The following is a 4,879-nucleotide window of genomic DNA, read 5'->3' as shown; positions in this document are numbered from 1 at the left end:
GCGCGGGGCGGCTCAACGGGCGCAGGGAGGCCCAGCAGGTCGGCGATGAGCAGCACTGACTCGGCGTAGCGTTCGGTCAGACCGACGACGGCCATTTCGTTGAGCCAGGCGCGGGCTCGCTGGAAACTATCGGCGTCATCTTTCGGCATGTGCTGATCCAACCAGGGATAGTCAAGCACCGGGTATGCCGCGAAAAGAAGTGTACGTGCGTTGGGTTGGACTACATCTTGGAATAGTGCGGCATAGGTGCGATGGTTGCCCAACACCCGGGTCTGTGCATTCTCAAGCGGTGCATCTGCCATACCTGTCTGCACGCACGTTGTGATGTCGGCAGTTAGCCATGGCTGCATCTGGGCCAGGTACGCGGGAGCGATGCGTCCAGGATGATCCAGCCCGGTGCGTTGGTGATGGTGGATTGCTGACGCTGCCCGCTCGATGGGATTGCGCAGCATAGTTAGGCTCAGTAGATTGCTGTGCTCAATAGCGGCGCCGATGGTACTCCATCAGCCGCAGCAGCGAAAGCTCTCGGCCAAAGCGCCGCTGGCTATCCTGCCGCAGCACCGAGGCGATCCCAGACGCATTGAGCAGACCCGTCGCTAGGCGGTAAGGCCAGTTATCTGGCTCGGCCCAGCACGCTACGGTCAGGCTGCGTTCCGCCAATGTTGTCACGTTCATCCTTTCTATCGCTGGTGCTCTTGGCGATCCAACCAGGCTTCAGTCAGCAACGGGTTAGGCAACGGTTGCCGGGCAGCGACAAAAATAGCACGCGCCAGTTCTTCCTTTCCTGGGCGGGGCTGTACCATCCAGTTGGTGGGGAACTGGGGGTGCGCAGGCTGACTTCGAGCACGCTTTTATTACGGAGGGGCAACTCTAGGCTCGCCAGATGTTCCAGGGTGCGCATCGGTAAACGCAGCCAGGGCGACGAGACGCCGCTGGCGCGCCTCGCCGCTGCCGGTCGCATCCCGGTACGGGAAGATGGTGGGCACAGCCCCGGCATAGAGTGCGCCCCAGAACGCGGCGACCAGCTTGTAGCTGTGCTCAAAGGCGACGATCACCAAGTCGCCCGGCTGCACCTCGTTTGCCTGGAGCAGGCCGGCATAGCGTCGTGCGTCCATGTCAAACTGGCCGTACGTGATCGTCTCGACCGTATCGCTCGGCCCGATGAAGATGAGCGCATCCCGCTGCGGATGGTGTTCAACCCGGCTGCGCAGCGCCTCGACAAGTGAGCTTGGCATCGTCATCGCTCCCCGGCTCATACCCTATCCTGTCCCACCGCCCCAATCGGCGCAAAGCTACACATACCGATCCATTACCTCTCTGCGCCTCTGCGCCTTTGCGTCTCTGCGTTAAACCCCCTCTGCGCCTTCGCGCCTTTGCGTCAAAAAAACGGTCTACCGCATCGGCACGAGCCTCACGCCCGTATCACGGTCACTGTCCGCATAATCAGAACAATAGGCTGCTACCTATGCGACCAGATCCGCGATACGTGCGCCCTGATCAAACATTTGCATGATCAGATAGCCGCTACCGGTGAGACTGAAATAGATGCCAGTTTCGGTATCAACCACCACGAGCCCCTCTCCCTGGCTGTACCGGCCAGAAGCGCAACGCCCAGCACAGTGGACTGGTGTAGGCATTTCAGTTACGCCGTAAGATTTTTGCAGATTTGATAGCCAGCCGTCTTGCACGCTGCAACACACTCCATCCGACGATAATAAGGCCTGCCAGAAACTTCTCACGAACAGGGATTGTGCTATTCGTCAGGTAAAGAAGGGAAATCCAAAGCCAACTCCAATTCCAACGGAATCTGTGTTGCCGCTTTTTTTCACGCCAGGGTGCGTGAGTACTGTCATTGTAGATTCGCTTCCAACAGTGGCAATGGGGCACATAGGCAATGCGGCCGGTCAGCGCTACACCGAACATCCACAGACCGTCGGCGCTCATCGTCTGATACGTATGCCGAATGGACAACCGCTTTTCCTGGATGGGCTGCAGCCGGAAAAGACCACGAAAACCGTACGCTAAATTCCAGTTGAGGTGAAGTTTGACGGCTTGCTGCGTTGACCATGAATTGTCTATCACGAAAGAGGACCACTGTTGAAGGGTACGGGGTACCGAAATATCAGTTCCGTCAGCAGCGATCCGGTGCATCTCCCCAAAGGCGAGCATAACATCGGGATGAGCCTCCAGGAATTCGACAAGCCGTGTGACGTAGTCTGGCGCGTATGAATCATCATGGGGCATCCAGGCAAAGTATTTTCCTTTTGCCTGCTGCACGAGATCGTTGTAGTGGCAAACCCAGTTGCATTGATCCAGACGCTCGACAAATGATATGCGAGGATCGTCCTGAAAATGACTGCGGAGCAGAGCGAGCGTATCATCGCCGCCATGACGATCTGAAACAATGAAATGCAGGTTCGGGTAGTGGATGGTCTCGATGTTCTGGATCACAATCTCCAAGAATCGACGCGAAAAAAAGAGGGGTATGGCTACAGTGACAGGTGGAAATTTGAGTCGCCCGCCCCAGAGACAATTTACGACAATATCGCTTTCCCAGATCCATTGCTTCTGCTCTTGGTGCTCTTGAACGGTTCCGGCAACGCAAAAGCCGCCGGCCGTTCTCTGGACTGACTCAACCGTGTGACCATAATGAATGGGTTGCTGAGGAATTGGCTCCAATCTATTTTCTGCCCAAGAAATGCTTCCATGTTGGGGCCAAAGGAGAGAGCCGATCGCAACATCAAATCAGCGGTTTGAAATGAAGTATCGTTTGCATAGACAAATCCGAGATGAATTTTACCCTCATTCCGCAAGCTGGCCTGTGTCAGGCAATCGTCCATTCGCTCAAATAGGTTAACTCGATAGCCCAACCGTGCGAGGGCCAAGGCGACACAAGCACCTTGCAAACCAGCGCCCAGCACAGCGATTCTATCATTATGCATTTGCTGCCACCTTCAAAAGCTCACCTGGCCGTTCCAGAAGGTTGACTCGGATTGACGCAAAGGCGCAAAGGCGCAAAGTTACGCATGCACATACTTCAACTCTCTGCGTCTCCCCGCCTCTGCGCCTCTGCGTTAAACCCCTCCGCGCCTCTGCGTCAAAACCCTCTGCGCCTCTGCGCCTCTGCGTTAAAACCCCTCTGCGCCTTGGTACGAGCCTCACCCCCGGATCACCGTCACCACCCGCCCGGCAGGGCTGACCGCCGTTGCGCTGCTCGTGCGCTCGCTGATCGGCGGTTGGCCGCGCCGTCGCTCGAAGATGACGAGCCAGCCGGTCGGCAGCCCGAGACCGTTCAGATAGGCGTCCAGTTGGGCCAACCCTTGTTGCTGCGGATCGCGCTCGCCGTCGCGCCACACCTTGAGCTCGATGCCTAGGGTTACATCACCATACCGGAGGCACAGATCTATCCGCCCGCTGCCAATGGCGTATTCGCGCTCCAGCGTGCCGCCGCCATTCACCACCCGGTGCAAGAAGGCCATCAGCACCAGGTGCGGGGCGATCTCGTGATAATGCGCGCTACCCAGCAGTGGTTGCCCATGCTGGCGCCAGAAAGCGAGAAATGCTTCCAGCAGTTTGTCTGGGTCAAGCCCACCGTCGGGCCGCAGCCAGGTGAGGCGGATGTGCGGCAGGGAGTCTTGGGGGCCGCTGGCTAAGACACGGGGGATTACCTCACGGTAAATCGGGTTGGCGATGACCAACCCGCCGGCCGGATCGCGGCGCACCAACCCCAGGTCAAGGACAAACTGCCGGTCGTCTGCTGGCACATCCGTCAAGGATTGCCCAGCCAGCAACGGTTCGATGACGTGACGCACGCGTGGCTCGCGCAACCGCTCAGCCAGGCTATCTAGGTGCGTGTCCTGGCGCTGGATCAGCAACTCTTTGGCCTGGTTGATCTCCACCACATCCACCGACTGGGCCGGGTCAGGAACGACCACCTGCACCGCCTGGCGCGCCAGCGCGTTCACCAGCCACGGCTGGCCCTGGGTCAGGTCGAAGGCCAGCCGCAGCGCCTCTGGCGTGAAGACCTGGCCGGTGTCGGCGGTGTGCTGAGCGTAGAGTTCCGCCACCTCTGGCGTCGTAAAGTTGCGCAAGGTCAGCGACTCGACTTTGATGTTGAAAGGACTGGCGGTGTGCAGTCGCTCACTGCCCCCGGATGCGACCTTGTAATCACGCACATCGCGCAGACCGATCAGGGCCAATGCCCAGGGAAAGGCCGTAGGCCGCCGCTGAAAGCCAGCCCGCAGTTGGCGCAACGCTGAAATCAGCGCGGCATCCTGGAGGGCATCAATCTCGTCAATAAACAATACGACGGGCCGGGAGGAGGCCATGCACCAGGCGGTGAGCGCCGCACCGAGCCGCCCACCGGCCTCTGCGTCAGGCCAGGGTGGTGGCTGCAACACTGTTGGGAACTGCCAGACCAGCGCGGCCCGCCAATCTTCGAGGATCGCCAACTCAGCCGCGCCGGGATCATCGTTGAACGCCGCCCCTACCTCCATCGAGACGAGTGCGGCTGTATAACGACCGGCCGCCGTCACTTGCCGCGCCAACTCGATCATGGCGGTGGTCTTGCCGCTCTGACGGGGGCCGTGAACGACAAAATAGGCTTTTTGGTCAAGCAACGTCGGCACATCGGGCAGCCGTGCGGTCGCCGGCAACATATAGTGATCTTCAGGATTGCACGGCCCGGCGGTATTAAAAAAGCGCATGGCAGGGTTCCTTGGGGGCTGACCTGATAACGTCGGTATCTGGCTCTGTGCTCGGATTATAGCATAGTGCCGTGGGCGATCGCCGTTGCCCTCCTCGCGACCGTTACGACTTGGGGACTACTTCTGCCAGCCCCTCTGGGGGCCAGCCGAGCAACTGCCCCCGACAGAGCTGG

The 4,879-nt window shown here is 59.3% G+C and carries 7 protein-coding genes; all 7 read right to left on the bottom strand.

The window, feature by feature from the left end:
- The coding region (locus EKD05_RS25110; RefSeq protein ID WP_165360979.1) for a hypothetical protein at positions 1-452 on the bottom strand (452 nt) is incomplete at its 3' end.
- Positions 453-477: 25 nt separating this feature from the next.
- Positions 478-669: a hypothetical protein gene (locus EKD05_RS25105; protein WP_129678346.1), complete on the bottom strand. Its 192-nt coding sequence runs from the start codon at positions 667-669 to the stop codon at positions 478-480.
- Between the two features lie 185 nt (positions 670-854).
- On the bottom strand, positions 855-1,235 hold the full coding sequence (locus EKD05_RS25100; protein WP_165360978.1) for an AMP-binding protein: 381 nt from the start codon (positions 1,233-1,235) through the stop codon (positions 855-857).
- A gap of 228 nt (positions 1,236-1,463) precedes the next feature.
- Complete coding sequence (locus tag EKD05_RS25095; RefSeq protein WP_129678342.1) at positions 1,464-1,568, bottom strand: PqqD family protein; 105 nt, start codon at positions 1,566-1,568, stop codon at positions 1,464-1,466.
- A 70-nt stretch (positions 1,569-1,638) separates the two neighbouring features.
- Entirely contained in the window at positions 1,639-2,487 is an 849-nt protein-coding gene (locus EKD05_RS25090) for a glycosyltransferase (protein ID WP_255427272.1), read from the bottom strand.
- Between the two features lie 47 nt (positions 2,488-2,534).
- On the bottom strand, positions 2,535-2,942 hold the full coding sequence (locus EKD05_RS25085) for an FAD-dependent oxidoreductase (RefSeq protein ID WP_129678338.1): 408 nt from the start codon (positions 2,940-2,942) through the stop codon (positions 2,535-2,537).
- A 216-nt stretch (positions 2,943-3,158) separates the two neighbouring features.
- Positions 3,159-4,706 (bottom strand): ATP-binding protein, encoded by a 1,548-nt coding sequence (locus EKD05_RS25080; RefSeq protein WP_129678335.1) that lies wholly within the window; start codon positions 4,704-4,706, stop codon positions 3,159-3,161.
- Positions 4,707-4,879: the final 173 nt, after the last annotated feature.

Source organism: Candidatus Chloroploca sp. Khr17 (assembly GCF_004138165.1).
In the GTDB taxonomy this organism is placed as follows: domain Bacteria; phylum Chloroflexota; class Chloroflexia; order Chloroflexales; family Chloroflexaceae; genus Chloroploca.
The sequence above is the reverse complement of the archived record's forward strand: the minus strand, read 5'-3'. Positions and strand labels throughout refer to the sequence as shown.

Excerpts from the sequence above, each read along its gene's own strand:
- EKD05_RS25100 (WP_165360978.1), bottom strand. The coding sequence starts at position 1,235 with ATGCCAAGCTCACTTGTCGAGGCGCTGCGCAGCCGGGTTGAACACCAT.
- EKD05_RS25085 (WP_129678338.1), bottom strand. The coding sequence starts at position 2,942 with ATGCATAATGATAGAATCGCTGTGCTGGGCGCTGGTTTGCAAGGTGCT.
- EKD05_RS25080 (WP_129678335.1), bottom strand. The coding sequence starts at position 4,706 with ATGCGCTTTTTTAATACCGCCGGGCCGTGCAATCCTGAAGATCACTAT.